This window comes from Glutamicibacter sp. X7 (assembly GCF_054889245.1).
The window spans coordinates 2,272,361-2,295,395 of the sequence record NZ_CM142678.1 but is presented as its reverse complement, the minus strand read 5'-3'; the positions used below and the strand labels follow the sequence as shown (position 1 = coordinate 2,295,395).

Below are 23,035 nucleotides of genomic sequence, written 5' to 3'. Positions count from 1 at the left end.
ATGATCGCATTGATACTGGGGGCGGGGATCGCCCTCGTGCTGACCATGCTGACGATGCCGTTTTATATTCGGCTGCTGACCAAGAAGCAGTACGGTCAGGTGGTACGCGATGACGGCCCGAATTCACACTCCGTGAAGTCCGGAACGCCCACCATGGGCGGTGTGGTCATCGTGCTTTCGGTGATCGTTAGCTACTTCGCCACGCACGGGATCCTGACCCTCATGGGGCGCACCAGCACCGGCATTACCGCCAGTGGTCTATTGGTCTTGCTGCTCTTCGCCGGCATGGGTCTGGTCGGCTTCCTCGATGACTTCATCAAGATCGCCATGAAGCGTTCCCTGGGTTTGCGGGCCTGGCAGAAGATCGTGCTGCAGGCCGTGGTGGGCATCAGCTTCGGTGTCCTGGCCCTGCAATTTCCCAATCAGGACGGGTTGACCCCGGCCTCCACGGCCATCTCGGTGCTCCGCGATACCAACATTGATCTGGCCTTCGCCGGACCGCTGATCGGGTTGCTGCTCTTTGTGATCTGGTCGAATTTCATTGTCACCGCGGCCACCAACGGTGTGAACCTCACCGACGGGCTGGACGGGTTGGCCGCCGGCGCCTCAATTATGGTCTTTGGCGCGTACACGCTAATCGGCATTTGGCAGCAGAACCAAGCCTGCGGCACGGCCAACGCTCTCGAGGTGTGCTACACCGTGCGTGACCCGCAGGATCTGGCCCTGCTCAGCGCCACGATCTCCGGCGCCCTCGTGGCCTTCCTCTGGTGGAACGCTAAGCCAGCCAAGATTTTCATGGGCGACACCGGGTCACTGGCCATCGGCGGTGCCGTGGCAGCCATGGCGATTCTGTCGCGCACCGAACTGCTGCTCGTGGTGATCGCGGGTCTGTTCGTCATCATTTCGGCCTCGGTGATCATCCAGGTTGGTTACTTCAAACTCTCCGGCGGCAAGCGCGTCTTCCGTATGGCGCCGTTGCAGCACCACTTCGAACTCGCCGGGTGGAGCGAAGAGAACGTCGTGGTTCGCTTCTGGATATTGGCCGGCCTCTTTGTCGCCGCCGGTCTCGGTATTTTCTATTCTGAATGGGTTGTCGCACTGTGAGTGAAAAGTTGTCGGAGCTAACGAGCTGGGACTCTGACTGGGCTGGGCTACGCGTCGTCGTGGCCGGTCTGGGCCTCAGCGGATTCTCGGCCGCCGATACCCTCATCGAGCTGGGTGCGGTCGTCACCGTCATTGACGGCCGGGACGACGAATTGAACCAGCAGCGTGCCAGCACCCTGAAGATCGTCGGTGCCCACGAGGTGCTACTGGGCGAGCAGCACGTCGAACGTCTGCCGCTGGTCGATGGCCAACAGCCCGAACTCTTGCTGGTGTCCCCGGGGTGGAACCCGCGTCAACCGGTGCTCGTCGAGGCGCAAGCGGCCGGCATTGAGCTGTGGTCCGATGTCGAATTGGCCTGGCGAGTGCAGCACCGTGAAGGGCGTACCGCACCGCAGTGGCTGGCCATCACCGGCACCAACGGAAAAACCACCACGGTGGGAATGACCGAGTCGATCCTGCAGGCGGCCGGGCTGAAGGCTATTGCGGTTGGCAACGTTGGAACCCCGATTCTCGATGCGGTCCGCGACCCGGTGGACTATGAGGTGTTCGCCGTGGAGCTCTCGAGCTTCCAGCTGCACTACACGCACAGCATTTCCCCCTTGGCCTCCGTGGTGTTGAACCTGGCCGAGGACCACGTGGACTGGCACGGTGACTTCGCGGGGTACCGCGCCGATAAGGCCAAGATTTACGAGCGCACGCAGAAGGCTGCGATCTTCAACGCCCAGGCCCCCGAGACCATCACCATGGTTGAAAACGCCGACGTGGTCGAGGGGTGCCGCGCCATTGGCTTCACCACCGATTCGCCGGCCGTGTCCATGGTCGGGGTAGTCGAGAACCTGCTGGTGGACCGCGCGTTCATCGCCGAACGACGCAGCCAGGCGCTGGAGCTCGTGGCACTGAAGGAAATCGGCGAAATCGTTCCACGGCATACCGCGGCGAATGCTGCGGCCGCCGCGGCCCTGACCCGCGCCTACGGGGTCTCTGCGGAAGCGGTGGCCGACGGGTTGCGTGGTTTCGACGCAGGCGATCACCGAATCCAGGCGGTGGCGCGACGCGACGATATTCTCTGGGTCAACGACTCGAAGGCCACCAACCCGCATGCAGCGAACGCCTCTTTGGCCGCGTTCAGCAAGGTGGTCTGGATCGCCGGTGGCCTGTCCAAGGGCGTGGACTATGACGAGCTGGTGGCCGAGCACGCCCACCGACTGCGCAGCGTCCTGCTCATCGGCACCGACAACGACTCGCTGCGTGAGGCCTTGGCCCGGCACGCCGCTGATGTTCCTGTGCACGATGTCACCGCTCAGGTAAGCGACTCGGGTTCAACGGTCAGCGGGCCACAGGTGATGACGCGTGCGGTGCGCGCCGCGGCGGGTATCGCCGAAGCCGGCGACACGGTACTCATGGCACCTGCAGCCGCTTCCATGGATCAATTCAGTTCCTATGCACAGCGTGGCAACGCCTTCATCAGCGCGGTCAGTGATCTGATGGATGAAAGCGCTGGAAACGGCAACTAAGCACAACGAACGAGGACGGGAGGCACCGGTGGCACGTCGGCCTAAGCCCAAGGGTGAGACTACCAACCGCCGCTCATGGCCGGGCCGTCTGATCGATACCATCGAAGCGGGCAGTGCCCGAACGGTGGCGTTGGATTACACGCTGATTTTGGTGTGCTCGATTCTTCTCGCCTGTTTCGGTGTGCTGATGGTGCAGTCCTCAGCCTCGGTGGAAGCCATCGCCAAGGGACAGGACGGCTTTACCGTTGCGCTGTCGCAGGCGATCTTCGCCGGGGTGGGCATCGTGCTGATGCTCATCATGCAGTTCATCTCCCCACAGACACTGAAAAAGTTTGCGTGGGCTGCTGCTTTACTGGCCATCCTCCTGCTTTTCCTGGTGGCCTTCACGCCGCTGGGTCACGAGGTGCTGGGTAATAAGAACTGGATCTCCATAGGTAGCGTTCGTCTGCAGCCCAGCGAATTCGCGAAATTATCCCTAGCAGTTTTCGCCGCCTTCATGTTTGAAAAGAAGCAGAATCTGCTCGGGGACGTGAAGCATCTGCTGGTACCGGTGCTGGCACCGGTCGGTGGCGCGATTGTGGTGCTCGTGCTGCTAGGCCACGACGTGGGTACCGTGCTGATCCTCGTGATGGTGTTGGCCACGGCGTTGTTTCTTGCGGGCATGCGCTTCAAGTGGTTGTTGATCTCCGTTGCCATCGGTTTCATCGGCTTCGCCGGAGCGGTGCTGATGTCTGGCAACCGCCGCACCCGTATCAAGGCGTGGCTTGGAATTGACTGCGGTTCGAATGGTGATGCCTGCCTTCAGTCGTCCATGGGTCTGCACGCCTTCGCCTCCGGCGGCTGGTTCGGGGTAGGGCCTGGCCAGTCGCGTATGAAATGGTCCTATGTGCCCGAGGCACAGAACGACTTCATCTTCTCCATTCTGGGTGAAGAGTTCGGGTTTCTGGGTGTGCTGGCGGTACTGGTGCTCTTCGCATTGATCGCCCTGGCGATGTATCGCATCGCCATGCGCGCAACGGATCTATATACGCGGGTTCTAATGGGTTGCCTGATCTCTTGGATCATTGGGCAAACCTTCGTGAACCTCGGCACCGTCAGTGGTCTGCTACCGGTGATTGGTGTGCCGCTGCCCTTTATCTCCTCGGGTGGCTCGGCGATGCTCGCAGTGATGATGGCCATGGGCTTTGCGCTCTCCAGCGCGCGCGATCAAAAACGAGAACTGCTGGCTCAGGCCGTGACGGCCAGCCCAGCGCAGACGAAAAAGCAAGGAACAGACGAAGCATGAGCGAACCGATCCGACTGGTGGTCGCCGGTGGCGGAACCACCGGACATATTTCTCCCATGTTGGCCATTGCGGACGCCGTGAAGGCGGAAAACCCCGAGGCGCAAATCACCGCACTTGGTTCGCCAGAGGGGCTGGAAACCCGGTTGGTCCCGGAGGCCGGGTACCGCTTGGAACTGATTCCCAAGGCACCCTTGCCGCGAAGCCTCAACGCGGACCTGCTCAAGTTCCCCGTGCGCTTCGTCAAAGCCGTGCGACGGGCGAAGGCGGTTCTGCGCGAAACCCGGGCGGAGGCCCTGCTGGGCGTCGGGGGGTATGTGTGCACCCCGGCCTATCTGGCCGCCCGAAGCCTGGGGGTTTCGATCATCGTGCATGAAGCCAACTCGATTGCCGGCATGGCGAACAAGGTGGGCGCCAAAAACGCCGCGGTGGTACGAACGACTTTCTCCAACACCGGGCTACCCGGCGAACAGGTTGTGGGCATGCCCATGCGCTCGAATGTGGCTCAGATGGATGCCGACGCATTGCGCGATGAGGCCCGCGACTTCTTCAACGTGCCACGAAGCGGCGCACCGGTGCTCGTCATTAGCGGCGGCTCCTCGGGGGCGGCCAGTGTGAATACGGCCGTTGCTCGGGCCCTGCCGGCACTGCTCGAGGCCGGAATTCAGGTGGTGCACGTGACCGGGCGAGACAAGGCCGTGCGTGACGAACGCGGTGAACTCCTTTCCGCACCCGGGTACACCCAACTGGAGTACCTAGACCGCATGGACTACGGCTATGCCGCGGCCGACTTGATGATCTGTCGCTCCGGTGCGGGGACCGTGTGCGAATTGGCGGTCGCCGGGCGTCCCTCGATTTTGGTGCCGCTGCCGATCGGCAACGGCGAGCAGCGACTCAACGCGCGCGACCTTGTGGCCGCCGGCGGAGCACTGCTGGTCGACGATGCGAAGTTCACTGCCGGCTACATTGCGCAGACGGTCATACCGTTGCTCAACGATGCCTCTACACTGAAGCAAATGGCCGTCGCCGCGGCCAGCCAAGGACACCGTGACGCCGCCGAGCAAATGGCGCGGCTGATCACTGACGAAGTTGCCGGGCGCCGCGCCGCGCTCAAGGAAGGCTAGAACTATGGGTGCACCAGCACACCTGACGGAATTGGGCCGCGTCCACCTCATGGGTGTGGGCGGGGTCGGAGTCTCCGCCGTCGCGCGATTGCTCTTGGATGCCGGAGTGCCGGTTTCCGGCAGCGACGCGAAGGACCTGCCGGTGATGCACGACTTGCGTAACCGCGGCGCGCGCATCCATGTGGGCTACGATCCGGCGAACCTGCAGGACGCCGACACGGTGATTGCCTCCTCCATTATCAAACCGGGCAATGCCGAATACGATCTGGCCCTCGATAAGGGGCTACGCATTTTGCACCGCTCCGAAGGTTTGGCCGCCACCATGCGTGGACACCAGTGCGTGGTGACTATTGCCGGTACCCACGGTAAAACGACGACGACCTCGTTGACGGCCCACATGTTGAAGGCCGCTGGCTTGGCGCCGAGCTACGCGGTGGGGGCGAATATCCCGTCCTTGGGCACTAATGCCGAACTGGGTGACGGCAAGATCTTCGTGGCCGAAGCCGACGAGTCCGACGCCTCCTTCTTGAACTACCGTCCCGACGTGGTGGTGGTGACCAACGTCGAGGCCGACCATCTGGATCACTACGGCAGCGCCGACGCCGTGCACCGCGCCTTCGAAGAGTTCGCCGGACTGCTGCCCGATGGTGGATTGCTGATCTGCTGCGCCGATGACCCCGGTGCTCACGCGCTGGCGAACACCATGCGAGTACGGCGACCGGGACTGCGGGTGCAGACCTATGGTTTTGCCCCGAACGCCGATCGCCGACTGAGCGATGCGCGCCCGCTGGCCGATGGCCGGTTCGCCGCGACGATCGAATGGGGCAGCGGACAGAGCCACGAGCTGGTTCTGAACGTGCCAGGGCAGCACAATCTGCTCAATGCGGTCGCCGCATTAGCCGTGGGACTGGACGCCGGTCTGGAAGCCGACGAGGCGTTGCGCGCACTAGCGAGCTTCTCCGGGGCGGCTCGACGCTTTGAATTCAAGGGCGAAGCGGCAGGCGTGTGCGTGTATGACGACTACGCACACCATCCCACGGAGGTCACCGCCGCACTGCGCGCCGGTCGTGCCGTGGCCGAAGATGGACGGCTACACGTGGTGTTCCAGCCGCACCTGTTCTCCCGCACCGCCGAGTTCTATGCGGAGTTTGCCGAGGCGTTATCGCTGGCGGACTCCGTCAATCTGCTCGAGATCTATCCGGCGCGTGAAGAACCGATCGCCGGCATTACCAGCGAACTGGTGGCCGAGCGAGTTCAGGTACCGGCACGCGTGCTGACACCCGAACAGGCGGTTCAGGCCGTGGTCGCCGATGCGGTCGCCGGAGATCTCATCATGACCGTGGGTGCCGGGGACGTCACGGCGCTTGGAGACCAAATCGTTCGAGCCCTCGAAGCACGCTAGGGGAGCGGTGCGCTGATGTCAGAAAATTCGAAAGTTCTACCGCTACCGGTCACCGACCAGGCGCGGCGCCGCAAGCTACTGTTCATCATTATCGGCGCGATCGTGGCGCTGAGTGTTGCAGCAGTGCTCGTGTTGAGCTTTTCGCCATTGCTGGCGGCGCGAAATATTTCTGTGACGGGCACGAAGCTCGTGAGCGAAAAGCAACTCACCGAGAAGCTCCAAACCCTCCAAGGCGTGCCGCTACCGCGCATCTCCGAAGGCAGGGTCAGCGACCTGATCGGTGACCAGCCGGCGATTAAGGAACTTGTGGTGCGCGCCCAGATGCCCGACACGCTCGTGGTTGAGGTCGTCGAACAGGTACCCGTAGCCATCCTGGTGGAGGGCAAGACCCGGTATCTGGTCTCCTCCGAGGGCGATAAACTCAAGAAACTCGGGAAGAAAGACAAGACCAAACTACCCACGGTGAAATTGAGCGACGAGGCCAAGAGCCCGGAGTCTTTCGCTCTGCTGACCGAGGTATTGGCTACGGTAGATGAGAAGGTGCTTGCCCAGTCGAGTGCCGCGACCGTGACCAAGGCAGGTTTCGTCGAGCTCCAACTACCGAAGAAGCGCGTCCTCGTCTGGGGTGATGGAAGTGATGCCGCTTTGAAGAATAAGGTTGCGGCGATCTTCCTGAAGGACCTGAAGGAAAACAACGACGCGCCGAAGTCAATTGATATTTCCAACCCTGAAAGCCCAGTCACGTACTAGCTTGAACGAAAGTTTCTCAACTCGTGGTGTGTGGTGAACCAAGGCGCATCGAACATCTGGAAAGATAGTAGGGGATAGACGACACGCCAAGGCGGTCGTTGCAGAAAGACACCATGGCTCATAGCGTTCAACTAGCGGAAGCATGAGGAACTAACACCTTATGGCTCAGGGTGAAGGTTCGAAACGCAAGTCGTGAATACGTAGCACAACTAACAAGGGAAGCGGGACGTGGCAGCTCCACAGAATTACCTCGCGGTCATTAAAGTCGTAGGCATCGGCGGTGGCGGTGTCAACGCCGTAAACCGCATGATCGAAGTCGGCCTCAAGGGCGTTGAATTCATCGCCATTAATACGGATGCCCAGGCGCTGCTGATGAGCGACGCAGACGTGAAGCTCGACGTGGGACGCGAACTTACTCGCGGCCTCGGCGCCGGCGCCAACCCCGATGTGGGACGCCAGGCAGCCGAAGACCACGTGGAGGAGATCGAAGACGTCCTGCGCGGCGCCGACATGGTCTTCGTCACTGCCGGTGAAGGTGGTGGCACCGGTACCGGTGGTGCGCCAGTTGTCGCCCGCGTGGCACGCTCGCTCGGCGCGCTGACCATCGGTGTGGTCACTCGTCCATTCACCTTCGAAGGTCGCCGCCGTGCCAACTCCGCCGAGTCGGGCATTGAAGCCCTGCGCGACGAAGTCGACACGCTGATCGTGATCCCGAACGACCGTTTGCTCTCCATCTCGGACCGCAACGTCTCGGTACTGGATGCCTTCCGTCAGGCCGACCAGGTCCTGCTCTCCGGCGTGCAGGGCATCACCGACCTGATCACCACCTCGGGTCTGATCAACCTCGACTTCGCCGACGTCAAGTCTGTGATGCAGGGTGCTGGCTCGGCCCTCATGGGTATCGGTTCGGCACGGGGTGAAGATCGCGCCGTCAAGGCCGCCGAATTGGCAATAGCTTCTCCGCTGCTGGAGGCCTCGATCGACGGCGCCCACGGTGTGCTGCTCTCGATTCAGGGTGGCTCGGACTTGGGCCTGTTCGAAATCAACGAAGCGGCACGTCTGGTGCAGGAAGTCGCCCACCCCGAAGCCAACATCATCTTCGGTGCCGTGATCGACGATGCACTGGGTGATGAGGCTCGCGTGACCGTCATCGCCGCCGGCTTCGACGAGCCGGATGTGACCAGCAAGCCAGCCGTTCAGCCAGCTGCGCGCCCGGTCGCCGCACGCCCGGCCGAAACCGAGCAGGCTCCGGTTGCTGAGAGCAAGCCGGAACCGACCGCTACGCCGGTCGCCAGCGCTCCAGTGGAGTCGAAGCCGGTTGCCGCCGAGCAGAACTCCTCCTTCCAGGACCTGCCCGACGTGGTTGACTCTGACCTCAAGGGTTCGAGCGACGACCTGGACGTCCCGGAGTTCTTGAAGTAACTAAGGGCGTTATATCCCGTGCTACGTTTCACGTCGGACCTCGATCCGTCCATCCAACTGGCATTCACCACGCAGGCAGAGGGTAACCTCGCACTGCACGTGAATGACGATCCCTCGCTTGTCGAGGCCAATCGGACCATGTTGGAGGAACGGATCGGGGTCCCTCGTTTTTCCTTGGCCTTCATGAATCAGGTCCACTCCGCCGACGTTGTTCAGGTGGAGCCGGGGCAGCGCACTAGTTGGAGCGACCCGGCGGCCCCAACCTGTGACGGTCTCCTCTCCTTCGGTGCTGCCACACCGCTGGCCGTCATGGTGGCAGATTGCCTGCCGGTGCTCTTCGTGGCTCGACATGCCGAAGGGCAGTTGGCAACTGCGGCGGTGCACGCTGGACGCCGCGGTCTGTTGGACGGAATTCTTGGTGTCACCGTTGAACGCTTGCATCAATGGGGTGCCGAAGAAATCGAGGCTGTGATCGGACCGGCTATCTGCGGCTCCTGCTATGAAGTGCCCGAGCACATGCAGCTCGAGTCCGAATCGCTCATGCCAGGAATCTCAAGTCAGACCCGTTGGGGCAGTGCCGGCCTGGATTTACCTGGAACGGCTCGGCGGTACCTTGAATCCTTGGATGTGAGCGTACGATCGCACCAGCCATGCACGCTTGAAGATGAACGTTTCTATTCCTACCGTCGAGACTCGGGGTGCGGACGGCTGGCCGGAGTTGTGTGGCGAAGATAAAGTCAGCGAATTCCCGGGCGACACGCCCGCGAAAGTCAGCGGATGAACGCTGGCAAACGGCGCACGGTGCTGTAGCGTCGAAGTAGCGGAATCATGCAACTTGCGGTGGCATGCAAGGGATAACGAGGAGAAGAATCATGGCAGCTGACGGACTGCGTAAAGCAATGGTCTATCTCGGTCTGGCCGACGCCGTCGAGCAGGACGAGACTCCGGTCGAGAAGCCTGAGGCCAAGAGCCAGGTTCGAGTGGTGGAAGAACCCGAATACAGCAAACCTGCGGAAACTCCCCGCACCCCGGCGCCAGCTCCGGCCAAGGCCGCTGTTCCGCGTCCAGAAGTCAATGAACCGGACACCGAGTATCGGGCACCGGTTACCCCGATCAAGCGTGCCCCTTCAGTACGGGATGAGGATTCCGAATTGCGTCAGATTACAACCGTCCACCCGCGCTCTTACAATGATGCGAAGATTATTGGAGAGAACTTCCGTGACGGTATCCCGGTGATTATGAACGTTACCGACATGGGTGAGACCGACGCCAAGCGCCTGGTGGATTTCTCCGCCGGCCTCGTATTCGCGCTGCATGGCTCCATCGAGCGAGTCACGAACAAGGTCTTCCTGCTCTCACCGTCAACCGTCGAGGTGCTCGGCGAGGACCGCAAGCAGTCCGAGGCGCAGGCTACCTTCTTTAACCAGAGCTAGTAGCGGATCGCGACCGGTCAGAGTTTCATGATTTTCGGCACCCTCTATCTCGCACTCAGCATCCTGCAGATCCTGCTGCTGATGAGAATTGTCCTTGACGTGACGGAAAATTTCGCTCGTTCATGGCGACCAGCGGGAATAGCGTTGTTGACGGCCACCGTGATTGTGACAATTACGGATCCACCCCTACGCTGGCTACGGCGTTGGATTAAACCCGTCGATTTCGGCGGAATCCGTTTGGATTTGTCCTTCATCATCCTGTTTATTGTGGTCATTATCGCGCACGCCATTGTTCGCAACTTAGGCATTCAAACTTCGCTGTAGTCCGTGAATCTCTCACTGACTAGTGTTGTCTTAGGACAAATGACCATGTAGATTCATGATTGAGAGAGCAGACAGCCCGTCTGGTTTCGTCATCAGTGACCAAATCGTTATATCCTTTAAGAAATGGTGCTTCGGCTTCGCAGGCTGTGGCACTGTAGAACGGTAAGTGTTTCGCCAACCAAACTAATGGTCGAGCGGAAAAGACCCCAGTATTGAGGTGACCAAATGGCTTTGACGCCAGAAGACGTAGTCAATAAGCGGTTTCAGCCGACCAAGTTTCGCGAGGGCTACGATCAGGACGAGGTAGATGATTTCCTCGACGAGATCGTCGTCGAACTCCGTCGCCTGAACGCTGAGAACGACGAGCTCCGCAGCCGTCTAGCCGCCCTTGGTGAAGACGTGGCCGGTTCGAAGGAGCAGGCCGTGCCCGCTCCAGTGGCCGCCGCTCCGGGCAAGCCTGCCGAGGAGAAGAAGGCTGAAGCCCCGGCGAAGCCTGCCGAGGAGAAGAAGGCCGAAGCCCCGGCGAAGCCTGCCGAGGAGAAGAAGGCCGAAGCTCCGGCGAAGCCTGCCGAAGCCAAGAAGGATGCAGCGCCCGCTGCGGCGCCGGCAGCACCTGCCGCGGCTGCCAAGCCTGCTACCGAAAACACTGCCGAGTCTGCAGCCAACGTGTTGGCCATGGCTCAGCGCCTGCACGACGAGTACGTCGCATCCGGTGTCGAGCAGCGCGATAAGATCATCTCCGAGGCGAAGACCGAGGCCAACAACCTGGTCACCTCCGCCGAAGAGAAGAGCAAGAAGACTTTGTCGGCCCTGGAGCAGCAGAAGGCCGTCCTTGAGCGCAAGCTCGATCAGCTGCGTAGCTTCGAGCGTGACTACCGTGCACGCCTGAAGACCTACATCGAAGGCCAGCTGCGTGAACTCGAGGCCTCGGCCCCGGTTGACGGCGGCGCGGCTAAGGCGAACTAGTCAAGGCTAGTTTGTTGGGCTGAAACAAACATCAGTAAAGTTAACGGTGGCTCCGGAATGATCCGGTGCCACCGTTGATTTTTTAACCAAGGACAACAAATATGACATCCGGTGTGAACCCGGCGACTCCCGCCACGGCAGGCCGCAAATTTCTCTGGCTCGGGCTAGCACTTGCTGCCCTGGCCTTCGTCGCGGACCAAGTCGTCAAGTTCAGCGTCGAAGCAAATATGACCCTAGGTCAAGCTATCGAAGTGATTCCCGGATTCTTCGACATCCACTACATTCTCAATTCCGGTGCAGCGTTCTCCTTCGGCGAGCAGTTCACCGTGGTCTTTACCCTCCTGCAGGCCGCCGTTGCGGTGTACTGCGGGTACCTGCTGATTCGCAAGGTCAGCACCCTAAGCTGGGGGATCGTCCTTGGGTGTCTGCTCGGGGGCGTGGCCGGGAACCTCTACGACCGTTTGTTCCGTGAACCGTCCTTCGGCATGGGGCATGTGGTGGACATGTTTTCGGTCCACGGCTTCGCGATTTTCAACGTGGCCGACTCGTTTATCGTTTGCTCCATGATCATGGTCGCACTGCTGCTGATCCGTGGTGTGAACTTCGACGGTACCCGGGAAAGCTCCGAGCCGAAGGGCGGAGAGCTCAGTGGCGATAAGCCCGTTGATGAGGACGACGAGAAGTGAGCGGTGGACCATACGAGGCAGCGACCCACGAACTAAGTGTTTCAGAGGTAGCCGCCGGGCAGCGCCTCGACGCCTTTATTTCGCACACCCTTGACCTGCCACGCGCTTTCGCAGCCGAGCTGTGCAAGACCGGAATGATTCGGCTCAATGGTAAGACGGTCGCCAAATCGGGAAAGCTCAAGACCGGCGATCAGATCGTCGTGAACATTCCGGAACGTGAAGACCCTCTGGCTGTGAAGGTGGAAAAAGTGGAGAACCTCAAGATCATCGCCGACGATCCGGACTATGTCGTGATCGACAAGCCGGTCGGCGTGGCCGCACATCCATCCCCGGGCTGGGTTGGTCCGACCGTCGTGGGGGCGCTTGCCGCTGAAGGTTACTCGATCTCCACCTCCGGTGCACCAGAACGACAGGGCATCGTGCACCGTCTGGACGTGGGCACCAGTGGTCTGATGGTCGTCGCCAAATCCGAACGCGCCTACAGCGTGCTGAAAAACGCGTTCAAGGAACGCACGCCGGAGAAGGTCTACCACGCCGTCGTCCAAGGGCTGCCCGATCCGCTACAGGGAACCATCGACGCCCCGATTGGCCGGCACCCGGGCCACGATTGGAAGTTTGGGGTGCTTGACGGGGGACGGGACTCGGTTACCCATTACAAGGTCATCGAGGCCTTCGGGAAAGCAAGCCTTGTTGAAGTGCATCTGGAAACCGGGCGCACCCACCAGATCCGCGTGCATTTTTCTGCCTTCGGTCATCCCTGCGTGGGCGACCAAACCTACGGGGCCAACCCCAAACTCGGAGCGGCGTTGGGCCTGACCCGCCAGTGGCTTCATGCCAAACGTCTAGGATTCACCCACCCGGTCTCCGGTGATTGGATGAGCTACGAGAGCCAGTACCCGCATGATCTCGCCGGTGCCTTGGAGTTGCTACGCGAGGGAACGGTCTAGCGCGAACCTCAACATGAGAGTTCTCACCTAGCTTCCACCGCTGGGCCCTAGGTGGCCTAGTAGACTGTTTTGGTGAGCGCGACACGTGATGGATTCGTACACCTGCATACCCACACCGAATACTCCATGCTGGACGGTGCGGCACGGCTTACTGAACTCTTCGAGGAAGCCAACCGGCACGGCATGGACGCCATGGCCATCACCGACCATGGGTACCTATTCGGAGCCTTCGACTTCTGGAGCAAGGCGACCAGCGCCGGAGTGAAACCCATTATCGGCGTCGAAGCCTATGTAACTCCGGGCACCGAACGCGGCGATAAGACCCGCGTGAAGTGGCGTACCGAAGAAGCCCAAAAGGGCGATGACGTCTCCGGTGGTGGTCTATATACGCATATGACCCTGCTCTCCTACAACAACACCGGGATGGACAACCTGTTCAAGGGTTCCTCCACCGCTTCCTTGGATTCGGTGTTCGGCAAGTACCCACGGTGGGACCGCGAGCTACTGAACCGCCATGCTGAAGGACTGATCGCTACCACCGGCTGCCCCTCTGGCGAAGTGCAAACCAAGCTCCGTTTGGGCCAGTACGAGGAAGCCAAGGCTGCGGCCGCCGAATTCCAAGATATCTTCGGCAAAGGCAACTACTACTGCGAGCTGATGGACCACGGCCTAGACATTGAGCGCCGAGTCACCAAGGATCTGCTGCGCCTGGCCAAGGAACTCGATATTCCCCTTTTGGCCACGAACGACTTGCACTACACGCACGAGTCGGATGCCAAGGCGCACGAGGCCTTGCTAGCGATTAACTCTGGTTCCACCCTCGATGAGCCGACCTATGATCAGGGCGGTAGCCGCTTCGCTTTCAGCGGTTCGGGCTACTACCTGAAATCCCCGCGCGAAATGCGTGAACTATTCCGCGAGTTCCCCCAAGCGTGCGATAACACCCTTGAGATCGCCGAGCGCGCCGAGGTCAGCTTCGATACCAACGCCAACTACATGCCAAAGTTCCCCTGCCCGCCGGGGGAGGACGAAACCAGCTGGCTCATCAAGGAAGTCGATAAGGGCCTTCACTACCGTTACCCGGGCGGGATCCCCGAGGAGGTGCGGCGCCAAGCCGACTACGAACTCGATGTGATCATCAAGATGGGTTTCCCCGGCTACTTCCTCGTCGTGGCCGACTTCATCAACTGGTCCAAGGACAACGGTATCCGCGTGGGCCCCGGTCGTGGTTCGGGTGCCGGGTCCATGGTGGCCTATGCCATGCGTATTACCGACCTCGATCCGCTCAAGCATGGGTTGATTTTCGAGCGCTTCCTGAACCCGGAACGTGTCTCCATGCCCGACTTCGACGTCGACTTCGATGATCGGCGCCGTTCTGAGGTGATCAAATACGTCACCGAAAAGTACGGCGACGAGCGTGTGTCGATGATCGTCACCTACGGTTCGATTAAAACCAAACAGGCGCTGAAGGACTCTTCGCGTGTGCTGGGGTACCCCTTCAGCATGGGCGAGACCCTCACCAAGGCACTGCCGCCGGCGGTTATGGCCAAGGATATTCCGCTCAACGATATCGAGAATCCCAATTCCAAGCGGTACTCCGAGGCCGGGGATTTTCGTAACCTGATCGCGACCGATCCCGAGGCCGCACGCGTCTTTGAGACGGCGAAGGGTCTCGAAGGGCTGAAGCGCCAATGGGGTGTACACGCAGCCGGCGTGATCATGAGTTCGGACCCCATCATCGACGTCATCCCGATTATGCGTCGTTTGCAGGACGGCCAGGTCATCACCCAGTTCGATTACCCAACCTGCGAAGGCTTGGGGCTGATCAAGATGGACTTCTTGGGCCTGCGTAACCTCACGATTATCTCCGACGCGCTGGAGAACGTGAAGTACAACCAGGACATCGACATCGACCTGGAAACCTTGCCGCTCGATGACCCCGAGGCCTATAAGTTGCTGGCCCGCGGCGACACCCTCGGCGTGTTCCAGCTCGATGGTGGGCCGATGCGTTCGCTGCTCAAGCTCATGCGACCGGACAACTTCGAAGATATCTCCGCGGTGCTCGCGCTCTATCGCCCGGGACCTATGGGCGCAAACGCGCATACGAACTACGCCCTGCGTAAGAACAAGCTTCAAGATGTTGTGCCGATCCACCCGGAGTTGGCTGAACCGCTCGAAGATATTCTCGGAGGCACCTTCGGCCTGATCGTGTATCAGGAGCAGGTTATGGCCATCGCGCAGAAATTGGCCGGCTACTCGCTGGGCCAAGCGGATATCTTGCGTCGTGCCATGGGTAAGAAGAAGAAGTCCGAACTGGATAAGCAGTTCGTTGGCTTCAAGCAGGGTATGAACGACAATGGCTACTCGGACGAAGCCGTGCAGACCCTGTGGGATATCCTGCTGCCGTTCTCCGACTACGCATTCAACAAGGCCCACTCGGCCGCCTACGGTGTGGTCTCATTCTGGACCGCCTACCTCAAGGCCCATTATCCGGCCGAGTACATGGCCGCGTTGCTTACCTCGGTCGGTGACGACAAAGACAAGCTGGCCATGTACCTCAATGAGTGCCGCCGCATTGGCATCACCGTGCTGCCACCAGATGTCAACGAATCGGCAATGACCTTTACCCCGGTGGGCCGCGATATTCGCTTCGGTATGGGCGCGATCCGCAACGTGGGCGCAAACGTGGTTGATGGGATGGTCAAGGCGCGCGAAGAAAAGGGCGCCTTCACCGACTTCACCGACTACCTCAACAAGGTGCCGGCGGTCGTATGCAATAAGCGCACCATCGAATCGTTGATCAAGGCCGGGGCCTTTGACTCGATGAACCACCCGCGACGTGCCTTGCTGGCCATCCACGAAGAGGCCGTTGACTCGGTTATTTCGGTCAAGCGCAATGAAGCGGCGAACCAATTCGACCTGTTCAGTGCGCTGGGTGCCACCGAGGCGGGCGAGTCGATGAGCGTAGCGATTCCCGACATCCCCGACTGGGATAAGAAGGAGAAGCTGGGCTACGAGCGCGAAATGCTGGGGCTCTACGTCTCCGATCACCCGCTGCAGGGACTCGGCTCGGCACTGGAACAGTATGCGGATATGCCCGTGACCCATGTGCTCTCAGACGATGGCCCAGCCGATGGACACATCATCTCCATTGCCGGCATGATCACCGGGTTGCAGCGGCGTATCGCCAAGAAGAGCGGTAACCCCTACGCGCGCTGCGAAGTCGAGGACCTTTCCGGTTCCATGGAGGTTATGTTCTTTGGGCAGGCCTACCAGCCGATCGCCGAAGTCCTAGCCGATGACCTCATCGTGGTGATCAAGGGGCGCGTGCAACGACGTGACGATGGTTCCATCACCCTCAACGCTCAAGAGATGATGATTCCCGAGCTATCCGATGCCTCCGGCACCGGACCGGTGGTTATTGCCATTCCCACCCACAAGGCCACCGAGTCACTGGTCTCGCAATTGGGCGACGTGTTGCGTACCCACCGTGGAAATACCGAGGTGAGGGTCAAGCTCTCCGGCAGCCGGGGTACCTCACTGATGCGCTTGGGGATGAACTACCGGGTCAACCCGAATCCGGCGCTCTTTGGCGACCTGAAGGTACTGTTGGGACCCAGCTGCGTGGACATGTAGCCGCTCGTGCGACGTTGCGTGTGACCGCGGTGAGTAACCCGGCTATAAAGCACCCCGCGTGGGGCGTTAAACTAGGCGGGTGACTACCAACGAATCCACCGTATTTGAGCAGCTGGCCACCCTCGATTGGCGAGGCCAAGAGCTGTCGGCCGCGCAGCTGAAGCTGACTCTGCCGCGCCCCGAAGTGAATGCGCAGACCGCCGCCGACGTGGTCTCGCAGATCATCGAGCGGGTCCGCCGTGAGGGGATGACTGCCCTGGTGCAGCTCGCCGCACAGTTCGATAAGGTGGAGCTCGAACATACCCGGGTTCCGGCTAAGGAGTTGGAACGGGCCCTAGAGCAGCTGGATCCGCAGGTGCGTGCCGGACTCGAAGAGTCCATTGCCCGCGCCCGTACCTTCGCAGCGGCCCAGTTGCCACAGGACACCACGGTTGATTACCCCAACGGGGCCAGCGTCACCCAGCGCTGGGTTCCGGTTACCCGAGTCGGACTGTATGTCCCCGGGGGACTGGCGGTGTACCCGTCCTCGGTCATCATGAACGCCGTTCCGGCGCAGGCCGCCGGGGTGAGCTCGCTGGCTTTGGTCAGCCCACCGCAACGTGAGTTCGGTGGACTGCCGCACCCGACCATTCTGGCTGCCGCCCAGCTGCTGGGGATCACCGAGGTCCACGCCGTCGGTGGGGCACAGGCCATCGCGGCCTTGGCCTACGGGGTGAACATGCCGGAGGATCCGCGTGGTGGTATCGACCCGGTCGATGTGATTTCGGGCCCCGGAAATCTTTTCGTCGCCACCGCCAAGCGGCTGGTTAAGGGCGTTGTGGGCATCGATGCCGAGGCCGGTCCAACTGAGATCGCGATCCTTGCCGACCGCACGGCGCGCGCCGATTTGATCGCCGCCGATATGATCTCGCAGGCCGAACACGACGAGAACGCCGCGGCCGTGCTGGTCACGGATGACGAACAGCTCGCGGCGGCCGTACGTGGCGAACTTGAGCGCCAGGTGGCGGCCACCAAGCACCGTGAACGAGTAAATGCTGCCCTCTCCGGACGTCAGTCGGCCATCATCGTGGTCGATGACTTGGCGCAGGGGATCGAGGTGTGCAACGCCTACGCGGCAGAGCACTTGGAGATCATGACCGAGAACGCTTCGGCGGTGGCCGAGCAAATTACCGCGGCCGGGGCAATTTTCGTCGGGGACTATGCGCCGGTTTCGCTCGGTGACTACTGTGCAGGGTCCAACCACGTACTGCCCACCAGCGGAACCGCACTGCACGCGTCGGGGCTGAACGTGAACACCTTCCTCAAGGCCGTGCAGGTCATTAACTATGGGCAGGACGCCCTGAACGACGTGGCCGCGCACGTGGTGAATCTTGCGAATGCTGAGGATCTTCCGGCGCACGGGGATGCCGTCAAGGCGCGTTATTCCAATAACCGGTAAACTGTCTGTGACGTGAGAGGACAGCCGGTGACGGTGTGTCCCGAACCCCTAGTGCAACTTTGTTGGAGGTGCCATGAACTGCCCGTATTGTCGAAACTCGGATTCCCGTGTGGTTGACAGCCGAGTCGCCGACGATGGCGTCTCCATTCGTCGACGCCGTCAGTGCAGTGCCTGTTCGCGCCGCTTTACCACGACCGAAACGGCCAGCTTGAGTGTGCTCAAGCAGTCGGGTGCCGTCGAACCGTTCTCGCGGAACAAGGTGATCAACGGTGTGCGCAAGGCCTGCCAGGGGCGCCCGGTAACGGATCATGACCTGGCGGTTCTCGCACAGGAAGTGGAAGAGTCGGTGCGCACCACCGGTGCCGCAGAGATCCCGGCCCATCAGGTAGGCCTGGCGATCCTTGAACCATTGCAGCGCCTCGACGAGGTCGCCTACTTGCGTTTTGCCAGCGTGTATCAGGGATTCCAGTCGCTCGGCGACTTTGAGAAAGCTATTGCCAGTTTGCGTGAACAGCGCTCGAATTCCCCGCGTGGTACCCAACGCCCGTTGTCGGCCGAGTAGCCTGGGGGCGTTAGATCTGCCCGCAGACGCTCAAACTGTAGACGCAGGCTCGATGGTCGGTAAGATCATCGAGCCTGCGTCGTTTTAATGTGCGTTCAGCCGCTGCGCTTGCAGAGCCGCACCGATGATTCCGGCGTTGTTGGCGCTACGGGCAATTTCGATCGGGGTTTCCAACTCAATATAGGGCAGGAACTTCTCGGGCTTTTTCGAAATGCCGCCCCCGAGGATGATCAGTTCCGGAGAGAAAAGGAACTGCACGTGCCGCAGGTACTTTTCGAGCCGACGAGCGTACTTTTCCCAGCTGATGTCATCACGTTTGCGCGCGGCCGAGCTCGCCTTCTTTTCGGCAGCCACCCCACCAATTTCGAGGTGCCCCAGCTCAAAATTCGGCACCAGCACGCCATCGTGGACCAAGGCCGAGCCGATGCCGGTGCCAAGGGTCAGGGTCAGTACCGTTCCACTGCGGTTACGCCCCGCACCGTATTCGGCTTCCGCCAGACCGGCGGCATCGGCGTCGTTCAGAACAAGCACCTCGCGCCCGAGTTCCTCAGCAAAGAGCGTGGCAATATCGGTGCCCACCCAGTGCTTACCCACGTTGGCTCCGGAACGCGCCACCCCGTGGTGGATGATGCCCGGGAAGGTGATGCCCACCGGGGTTTGGACCCCCACATTCGGATCGCGCGTGAGCAGCTCCCGGTAGATCTCACCGACGACCTCGGCTACCTCCGGCGGGGTTGCCGGGGAAGGGGTGTCGATGCGGAAGCGTTCACCGCATAGTTCTCCGGTGCCGAGATCGACGATTCCGCCCTTGATACCGGTGCCGCCGATATCGATGCCGAGAGCCAGGGCCGGGGTTGCTTGCGGGTGCGCGCTCATGGGGGTGTCCTTTGCGTGAGGGGAGCCGCTAGGGCAGGGTGAGGATCTCGGCGCCGGATTCGGTCACCAGCAGAGTGTGTTCGAATTGGGCGGTGCGCTTGCGGTCCTTGGTCGTCACGGTCCAGTCATCGGCCCACATATCCCATTCGATGGTGCCAAGGGTGAGCATGGGCTCAATGGTGAAGACCATCCCCGGTTCAATTAACGTGTTGTGGGCCGGTGCGGCGTCATAGTGCGGGATAATCAGCCCGGAGTGGAACGACTCGCCGACTCCGTGCCCGGTGAAGTCACGCACCACACCGTAGCCGAAGCGCTTGGCATAGGTCTCGATGCTGCGCCCGATGACGTTGATCTCTCGCCCGGGCATCACTGCCTTGATGGCACGCTTGAGTGACATCTCGGTGCGTTCGACCAAGAGGCGCGACTCTTCGTCCACGTCACCAACCAGGAAGGTGGCATTATTATCGCCGTGCACCCCGCCGATGTAGGCGGTGATGTCGATGTTGATAATGTCCCCGTCGCGTAGCACGGTGCTATCCGGGATGCCATGGCAGATCACTTCGTTGAGCGATGAGCAGAGCGACTTCGGGAAGCCGCGATATCCCAAGGTCGAGGGGTAGGCGTTGTGGTCGAGCAGGAATTCGTGCCCAATCCGGTCCAACTCATCCGTGGTGATTCCCGGCTGGCAGGCTCGTCCCACCTCGGCGAGGGCCTGGGCGGCAATTTTTGAGGCAACGCGGATCCGTTCGATCACCTCGGGCGACTTGATGTCGCTGGCCGTGCTTTTCGCGGGTTCCTTCTTGCCGACGTACTCGGGACGCTCAATATGAGCTGGAACGGGTCGTTGCGGGGATATAGTGCCTGGTTCTAGGTGACCGATCGGTGCGTGTGCTGCCATGAGAACCATTCTAACGATGTGGCCACCGGGTTTTCGCGTCCTAGCTGCCACGGTGGGTTAGCCTGCGATAGCGTAGAGAAACGTAAGGCGAGTCACGAACAAGGGAAGAGTCATGAGCGAAAAGTCACTACCCGACGAGGGACAGTATTGGTACAACGTGCAGACCGGAGGCATCGAACACGGGCCACAGTCCGATTGGTCGGCGCTACTGGGCCCGTACCCCACGGAAGAAGCTGCCCGCGGCGCGATGGATAAGGTGCGTGCGCGCAACGAGGAGTGGGACGAAGAAGAGGACGCGGACGACTAAGCCGACCGCGTCCCCTCCAACTAACTAGTAGTGCCGGTCTATTCGGTGAATTCGTAGTCGGCCGACGGGAAGGAACCTTCGAGTACCTCACGGTGGTACTCGGAGACCGCCTGGGAAACGACTCCGCGCAGGTCGGCATACTTCTTCACGAAGCGTGGAGTACGGTGCCCACCCAAGCCGAGCATGTCCTGCCAGACCAGAACCTGACCGGTGGTTTCGTTACCGGCACCGATGCCGATGGTGGGCACGCGCAACGCGGCCTCAAGCTCGGCGGCCACCGGGCTGGGGATCATCTCGGCGAGCACGGCGAAGGCTCCGGCGTCTTGCAGGGCCCGACCGTCGGCGATCAACTGTGCGGACTGTTCGCCGCGCCCCTGCACCCGGTAACCGCCCAGGGCGTGTTCGGACTGCGGGGTGAAGCCTATATGGCCGATCACCGGGACCCCCGCCTGCACCAAGGCCTTGACGTGGCCAGCGAATTCGGCGCCGCCTTCCATCTTGACCGCCTGTGCGCCGCCTTCTTTCATCAGTCGGGTGGCCGAGGCGACGGCCTGGGCGGGGGACTGCTCGTAACTACCGAAGGGCAGATCGGTCACGACCATGGCCCGACGGGCACCGTTGGCCACGGCCTTGGTGAACACGATCATCTCGTCGAGGGTGATCGGCAAGGTGGAGTCGTAGCCGATGACGGTGTTGGCCGCGGAGTCACCCACGAGCAACAATTCGATGCCGCAACCGTCGAAAATTTCAGCCATCATGGTGTCGTAGGCGGTGAGCATCGCGAACTTCGCGCCACTGTCTTTGGCCTGCTGAAGATGGTGAATGCGGATCTTTGCCGGTGAGGATTGTGGTTCCGAAACATATGGTTTGGCCATAGGAAAACCTTAGCGCACTTGGGTTTGCGGTGTGCCGCGGTTCATCTACGGCCCAATGCCGTTCAGAACGTATAGGCTTACTTTAAAACCATGCTGCTTCGCGCCGCTGCGGAGCTTTGGACAAGTCTTGAGTCGAAGGTGGTGGATGATGGATCGCCAACAGGAATTCGTGTTGCGCACTATTGAGGAACGAGACGTGCGCTTTGTGCGATTGTGGTTCACCGACGTCGTCGGTTCGCTGAAGTCGGTGGCTCTGGCCCCGGCGGAAGTGGAAGACGCCTTCGAGGAGGGGCTGGGCTTTGATGGTTCCTCCATCGAGGGTCTGTCGCGCATTTACGAATCCGACATGTTGCTGCAGCCGGACCCCTCCACCTTTCAGCTACTGCCGTGGCGCGGCGAGGTCGAGCCGACCAGCCGCATGTTCTGCGACATCCTTACCCCGGAGGGTACCCCCTCGAACGCCGATCCACGCCATGTGCTCAAGCGGCAGTTGAATGAGGCCTCCGATATGGGCTTCACCTGCTACACGCACCCGGAGATCGAGTTCTACCTGCTGCATTCGGCGAATCTCGATAAGCAGGGACGCCCGCAGCCGATCGATAATGGCGGCTACTTTGATCATGTGCCCGACGGGGTCGGGCAGGACTTCCGCCGCTCCTCGGTAACCACCCTCGAAGCCTTGGGTATTTCGGTGGAGTTTTCGCACCACGAGAACGGGCCGGGGCAGAACGAAATCGACTTGCGCTATGCGGACGCCCTGCAAACCGCGGACAACATCATGACCTTCCGTACCGTCATCAAGGAGATGGCGATGCAGAAGGGGATCTACGCGACCTTCATGCCCAAGCCCTTTACCGAGCACCCGGGCAGTGGCATGCACACGCACTTCTCGCTGTTCGAGGGCGACGAGAACGCCTTCTTCGAGGCCGGACGCGAATACCAGCTCTCCGACGTGGCCCGCTCCTTTATCGCCGGCATCTTGCGTCACGCACCGGAATTGACCGCGGTCACCAACCAGTTCGTGAACTCCTACAAGCGCCTGTGGGGCGGGGGAGAAGCCCCGAGCCACCTGTCGTGGGGGCACAACAACCGCTCGGCCCTGGTGCGTGTGCCGCTTTACAAGCCCGGCAAGGGGCAAAGCGCTCGCGTGGAGTACCGCGGTATCGACTCGGCCGCTAACCCGTACTTGGCCTACGCCTGCCTGCTCGGAGCCGGCCTGAAGGGTATCCGTGAGGGCTACGACCTGGAGGATCCGACCGAGGATGACGTGTGGAGCCTGTCCACCGCCGAGCGTCGCGCCTCGGGCCACCACCCGCTACCGGGTTCGCTGCATGATGCGCTGAAGGCGATGGAAGAATCCGAGCTGATGGCCGAGGTCCTCGGTGAGCAGGTCTACAACTCCTTCATCGCCAACAAGCGCGCCGAATGGGAAGCGTACCGTCAGGAAATCAGCCCCTTCGAGCTGAACCGGTATCTGGGAATTCTGTAG

At 61.1% G+C, this 23,035-nt stretch carries 21 protein-coding genes; 18 read left to right on the top strand and 3 right to left on the bottom strand.

Annotation, left to right across the window (positions count from 1 at the left end):
* The 16 genes from mraY to nrdR all read left to right on the top strand — a co-directional run bounded on the left by mraY (position 1) and on the right by nrdR (position 18,590).
* On the top strand, positions 1 to 1,104 hold the full coding sequence (gene mraY / locus ACYU0X_RS10980; RefSeq protein WP_418906951.1) for a phospho-N-acetylmuramoyl-pentapeptide-transferase: 1,104 nt from the start codon (positions 1 to 3) through the stop codon (positions 1,102 to 1,104).
* Positions 1,086 to 2,618: a UDP-N-acetylmuramoyl-L-alanine--D-glutamate ligase gene (gene murD, locus ACYU0X_RS10975; RefSeq protein ID WP_418906950.1), complete on the top strand. Its 1,533-nt coding sequence runs from the start codon at positions 1,086 to 1,088 to the stop codon at positions 2,616 to 2,618. The genes mraY and murD overlap by 19 nt, the downstream gene beginning before the upstream one ends.
* Positions 2,593 to 3,903 (top strand): putative lipid II flippase FtsW, encoded by a 1,311-nt coding sequence (gene ftsW, locus ACYU0X_RS10970; protein ID WP_461900685.1) that lies wholly within the window; start codon positions 2,593 to 2,595, stop codon positions 3,901 to 3,903. The genes murD and ftsW overlap by 26 nt, the downstream gene beginning before the upstream one ends.
* Positions 3,900 to 5,024, top strand: coding sequence for an undecaprenyldiphospho-muramoylpentapeptide beta-N-acetylglucosaminyltransferase (gene murG / locus ACYU0X_RS10965; protein WP_461900683.1), 1,125 nt, complete (start codon positions 3,900 to 3,902; stop codon positions 5,022 to 5,024). The genes ftsW and murG overlap by 4 nt, the downstream gene beginning before the upstream one ends.
* 4 nt (positions 5,025 to 5,028) lie before the next feature.
* Complete coding sequence (gene murC, locus ACYU0X_RS10960; protein WP_461900681.1) at positions 5,029 to 6,426, top strand: UDP-N-acetylmuramate--L-alanine ligase; 1,398 nt, start codon at positions 5,029 to 5,031, stop codon at positions 6,424 to 6,426.
* A gap of 15 nt (positions 6,427 to 6,441) precedes the next feature.
* Positions 6,442 to 7,176, top strand: coding sequence for a cell division protein FtsQ/DivIB (locus ACYU0X_RS10955; protein ID WP_418906946.1), 735 nt, complete (start codon positions 6,442 to 6,444; stop codon positions 7,174 to 7,176).
* 228 nt (positions 7,177 to 7,404) lie between these two features.
* On the top strand, positions 7,405 to 8,598 hold the full coding sequence (gene ftsZ / locus ACYU0X_RS10950) for a cell division protein FtsZ (RefSeq protein WP_461900679.1): 1,194 nt from the start codon (positions 7,405 to 7,407) through the stop codon (positions 8,596 to 8,598).
* Between the two features lie 18 nt (positions 8,599 to 8,616).
* Positions 8,617 to 9,333 (top strand): polyphenol oxidase family protein, encoded by a 717-nt coding sequence (locus ACYU0X_RS10945; RefSeq protein WP_461900677.1) that lies wholly within the window; start codon positions 8,617 to 8,619, stop codon positions 9,331 to 9,333.
* 137 nt (positions 9,334 to 9,470) lie between these two features.
* Entirely contained in the window at positions 9,471 to 10,031 is a 561-nt protein-coding gene (locus ACYU0X_RS10940; RefSeq protein ID WP_309406561.1) for a cell division protein SepF, read from the top strand.
* A 27-nt stretch (positions 10,032 to 10,058) separates the two neighbouring features.
* On the top strand, positions 10,059 to 10,355 hold the full coding sequence (locus tag ACYU0X_RS10935; protein ID WP_461900675.1) for a YggT family protein: 297 nt from the start codon (positions 10,059 to 10,061) through the stop codon (positions 10,353 to 10,355).
* Between the two features lie 225 nt (positions 10,356 to 10,580).
* On the top strand, positions 10,581 to 11,321 hold the full coding sequence (locus ACYU0X_RS10930) for a DivIVA domain-containing protein (protein ID WP_459273624.1): 741 nt from the start codon (positions 10,581 to 10,583) through the stop codon (positions 11,319 to 11,321).
* Between the two features lie 101 nt (positions 11,322 to 11,422).
* On the top strand, positions 11,423 to 12,007 hold the full coding sequence (lspA, locus tag ACYU0X_RS10925) for a signal peptidase II (RefSeq protein WP_418906943.1): 585 nt from the start codon (positions 11,423 to 11,425) through the stop codon (positions 12,005 to 12,007).
* Positions 12,004 to 12,954, top strand: coding sequence for an RluA family pseudouridine synthase (locus tag ACYU0X_RS10920; protein WP_418906942.1), 951 nt, complete (start codon positions 12,004 to 12,006; stop codon positions 12,952 to 12,954). Before lspA ends, ACYU0X_RS10920 begins: the two co-directional genes overlap by 4 nt.
* A 72-nt stretch (positions 12,955 to 13,026) precedes the next feature.
* Positions 13,027 to 16,590 carry a DNA polymerase III subunit alpha gene (gene dnaE, locus ACYU0X_RS10915; protein ID WP_461900672.1) on the top strand — a complete coding sequence of 1,188 codons (3,564 nt, stop codon included), beginning with the start codon at positions 13,027 to 13,029 and terminating at the stop codon, positions 16,588 to 16,590.
* Positions 16,591 to 16,669: 79 nt separating this feature from the next.
* On the top strand, positions 16,670 to 18,028 hold the full coding sequence (hisD, locus tag ACYU0X_RS10910; RefSeq protein ID WP_461900671.1) for a histidinol dehydrogenase: 1,359 nt from the start codon (positions 16,670 to 16,672) through the stop codon (positions 18,026 to 18,028).
* Positions 18,029 to 18,101: 73 nt separating this feature from the next.
* Positions 18,102 to 18,590, top strand: a complete 489-nt coding sequence (gene nrdR, locus ACYU0X_RS10905; RefSeq protein ID WP_461900669.1) for a transcriptional regulator NrdR — start codon at positions 18,102 to 18,104, stop codon at positions 18,588 to 18,590.
* Positions 18,591 to 18,674: 84 nt separating this feature from the next.
* Here the strand turns inward: nrdR and ppgK are convergent, their stop codons facing one another.
* Both ppgK and map read right to left on the bottom strand, forming a co-directional pair.
* Positions 18,675 to 19,466 (bottom strand): polyphosphate--glucose phosphotransferase, encoded by a 792-nt coding sequence (gene ppgK / locus ACYU0X_RS10900; protein ID WP_461900667.1) that lies wholly within the window; start codon positions 19,464 to 19,466, stop codon positions 18,675 to 18,677.
* Between the two features lie 28 nt (positions 19,467 to 19,494).
* Complete coding sequence (map, locus tag ACYU0X_RS10895; RefSeq protein ID WP_461900666.1) at positions 19,495 to 20,373, bottom strand: type I methionyl aminopeptidase; 879 nt, start codon at positions 20,371 to 20,373, stop codon at positions 19,495 to 19,497.
* Between the two features lie 103 nt (positions 20,374 to 20,476).
* Between map and ACYU0X_RS10890 the strand changes: the two genes are divergently transcribed.
* Entirely contained in the window at positions 20,477 to 20,671 is a 195-nt protein-coding gene (locus tag ACYU0X_RS10890; protein WP_309406576.1) for an SPOR domain-containing protein, read from the top strand.
* A 38-nt stretch (positions 20,672 to 20,709) separates the two neighbouring features.
* On the opposite strand, the gene panB is transcribed toward ACYU0X_RS10890, so the two are convergent.
* The gene (gene panB, locus ACYU0X_RS10885; RefSeq protein WP_461900665.1) at positions 20,710 to 21,546 is read right to left on the bottom strand and encodes a 3-methyl-2-oxobutanoate hydroxymethyltransferase; all 837 of its coding nucleotides are present in this window, start codon (positions 21,544 to 21,546) and stop codon (positions 20,710 to 20,712) included.
* Positions 21,547 to 21,694: 148 nt separating this feature from the next.
* Here panB and glnA point away from each other — a divergent pair, with 148 nt between their 5' ends.
* Positions 21,695 to 23,035 (top strand): type I glutamate--ammonia ligase, encoded by a 1,341-nt coding sequence (gene glnA, locus ACYU0X_RS10880; protein ID WP_418909329.1) that lies wholly within the window; start codon positions 21,695 to 21,697, stop codon positions 23,033 to 23,035.

Bases quoted from the DNA above. Each gene is read 5' to 3' on its own strand.
- mraY (WP_418906951.1), top strand. From the start codon at position 1: ATGATCGCATTGATACTGGGGGCGGGGATCGCCCTCGTGCTGACCATG.
- murD (WP_418906950.1), top strand. From the start codon at position 1,086: ATGGGTTGTCGCACTGTGAGTGAAAAGTTGTCGGAGCTAACGAGCTGG.
- ftsW (WP_461900685.1), top strand. From the start codon at position 2,593: ATGAAAGCGCTGGAAACGGCAACTAAGCACAACGAACGAGGACGGGAG.
- murG (WP_461900683.1), top strand. From the start codon at position 3,900: ATGAGCGAACCGATCCGACTGGTGGTCGCCGGTGGCGGAACCACCGGA.
- murC (WP_461900681.1), top strand. From the start codon at position 5,029: ATGGGTGCACCAGCACACCTGACGGAATTGGGCCGCGTCCACCTCATG.
- ACYU0X_RS10955 (WP_418906946.1), top strand. From the start codon at position 6,442: ATGTCAGAAAATTCGAAAGTTCTACCGCTACCGGTCACCGACCAGGCG.
- ACYU0X_RS10940 (WP_309406561.1), top strand. From the start codon at position 9,471: ATGGCAGCTGACGGACTGCGTAAAGCAATGGTCTATCTCGGTCTGGCC.
- ACYU0X_RS10935 (WP_461900675.1), top strand. From the start codon at position 10,059: ATGATTTTCGGCACCCTCTATCTCGCACTCAGCATCCTGCAGATCCTG.
- ACYU0X_RS10930 (WP_459273624.1), top strand. From the start codon at position 10,581: ATGGCTTTGACGCCAGAAGACGTAGTCAATAAGCGGTTTCAGCCGACC.
- lspA (WP_418906943.1), top strand. From the start codon at position 11,423: ATGACATCCGGTGTGAACCCGGCGACTCCCGCCACGGCAGGCCGCAAA.
- nrdR (WP_461900669.1), top strand. From the start codon at position 18,102: ATGAACTGCCCGTATTGTCGAAACTCGGATTCCCGTGTGGTTGACAGC.
- ppgK (WP_461900667.1), bottom strand. From the start codon at position 19,466: ATGAGCGCGCACCCGCAAGCAACCCCGGCCCTGGCTCTCGGCATCGAT.
- map (WP_461900666.1), bottom strand. From the start codon at position 20,373: ATGGTTCTCATGGCAGCACACGCACCGATCGGTCACCTAGAACCAGGC.
- ACYU0X_RS10890 (WP_309406576.1), top strand. From the start codon at position 20,477: ATGAGCGAAAAGTCACTACCCGACGAGGGACAGTATTGGTACAACGTG.
- panB (WP_461900665.1), bottom strand. From the start codon at position 21,546: ATGGCCAAACCATATGTTTCGGAACCACAATCCTCACCGGCAAAGATC.
- glnA (WP_418909329.1), top strand. From the start codon at position 21,695: ATGGATCGCCAACAGGAATTCGTGTTGCGCACTATTGAGGAACGAGAC.